A 2,084-nucleotide genomic window follows, 5' to 3' on the forward strand; every position below is an offset into this window, starting at 1 on the left:
GTCAATTTGGATGAGGGTGCGGAGTTCAATGAAACGGAACTTACAATAGGAAAAGATTTAGTCAAGGAGTTAAAGGAAAAGAAGGATTTCGATTGGCATTTCGTCAGTCAAAAAGAAGCCAATGAAGGCCTGGAAAATCAAGATTATTACATGAAAATAGAAATTCCGAAAAACTTTTCGAAGAATGCAACGACCTTGCAGGAGGACAATCCGAAAAAACTTGATTTAATTTATACGTCCAATGAAGGGTTTAATTATATATCCACTAAAATAGGTGATGCAGCTTCGGAGAGAATCAAAGGGGAGGTTTCGTCAGCGGTTACGAAAACCTATGCGGAGTCAATGTTCGATAATTTGAACGAAGTGGCTGACGGACTCAAAAGTGCCAGTGATGGAGCTGGAGAATTGAAAGACGGAACAGATACAGTGAAAAACGGCTCCAGTGAACTTGGTGAAGGGATTATCTCAGCAAAAGAAGGTTCCAAAAAAGTGGATGAAGGAATTGACTCCCTTCATTCAGGTTCTGTCGAAATCCATGAAAACCTGGAAAAATTAGCTGAAAAATCATTGACCTTTTCGAATGGGGTCGGTTCGGCAGCTGCAGGATCAAAGGAACTTAATCAAGGGTTACAACAGTTCAGCTCTGGTGTTGGGCAAATGAAAGATGGTCAATCCGAGCTTTTGCAAGGGGCCAAGAAATCTGAAGCGGGAACTGGTGAATTGGCCTCTGGATTGCAGCAGTCATTAGAGGGCTTCAATCAAATAGATGAAAAGCTGCCCGCTTTAACTGAGGGAGCAAATGGTGTAGCGGCTGGTGCCGCCCAGCTTTCAGGTTCATTGTCTGAATGGAGCGCAGCATCGAACGAAGCAAAAGCGGGGGCATCTGAAGTTTCGGCAGGTTTGGATGAGGTTATTTCCGGATTGGAACAACAATCTGAAGCTACGGATGATCCTGCAGAGAAAGCGCGTTTGGAGGGAGTGATTTCTTCTCTAACACGCATCAGTGAAGGTAGTAAAGGAGTATCTGAAGGAGTGGGAAAACTATCGGCCAGTGCAACCGAAATTGCTAAAGGCTCAAATAGCCTTAGTGATGGAGCCAATCAGTTAAGTGAAGGCACTAGTGCGTTAAGCGGCGGTTTCACGCAATTGAAGCAAGCTCAGGATAAACTCGCTAATGGGGCGAATGAACTGAAAAATGGCCAAGGTCAATTGGTGTCTGGTTTGACAACATTTGGCGAAAGTATAAATTCAGCGCAGAGTGGACTTGGACAATTAACTGAAGGCAGCAATAACTTGGTAAGCGGGCTTGATCAGCTTGAAGATGGCTCCAAGCAATTATCAAGTGGAACCTCACAGCTTTCCGAAGGTTCGGAAGGTCTGGTTACAGGAACGGATAGATTGAAGGAGGGTTCAAACAGCCTAACTAGCGGAATGGGAGAACTGGCGAATGGAGCCATTAAGTTACAAGATGGAATCGCCAAACTTTCAGATGGATCTGCAGAATTACATGACGAATTGAATGACGGGGCAAATGAAGCAGGCAAGATCAAATCCAATGAAGAAGTTTATGACATGTTTGCAAGCCCAGTTAAAGTAGATAAATTACCAATTAATAATGTACCGAACTATGGCACTAGTTTTGCACCGTATTTAATTTCATTAAGTTTATTTATCGGGGCTATCGTTCTGACGATCATTTTCCCGTTAAGAGATCCTGCTGTTATACCTGCGAGTGGATTTAGCTGGTTTATTAGTAAATACAGTGTCATGGCACTCATCGGAATCTGTCAAGCCATATTGGTGGACTCGATTTTAATTTTAGGTCTTGGAATCAATGTTACGAGCCTGCCGTTGTTTTTTGCAGTAAGCATTCTTGCTAGCTGCACATTCATGGCAATCATCCAGTTCCTGGGTTCAGCCTTTGACAATCCAGGCCGGTTCATAGCATTATTGATTTTGATTCTCCAACTGACCAGCAGTGGCGGAACATTCCCCAATGAATTAGTACCTGGCTTCTTGCAAGGATTCACACCGTTCCTGCCGATGACTTATTCCATTAATGCTTTTCGTGCTGTCATCTCAAC

General features: G+C 43.5%; 1 protein-coding gene. It reads left to right on the plus strand.

Annotation, left to right across the window (positions count from 1 at the left end):
- Positions 1–2,084 (plus strand): YhgE/Pip family protein (locus AC1DVB_RS26805; protein WP_477591857.1); only part of this gene is annotated, 2,084 nt, incomplete at both ends.

The sequence above is a fragment of the Peribacillus sp. P4_D6 genome (assembly GCF_056401795.1).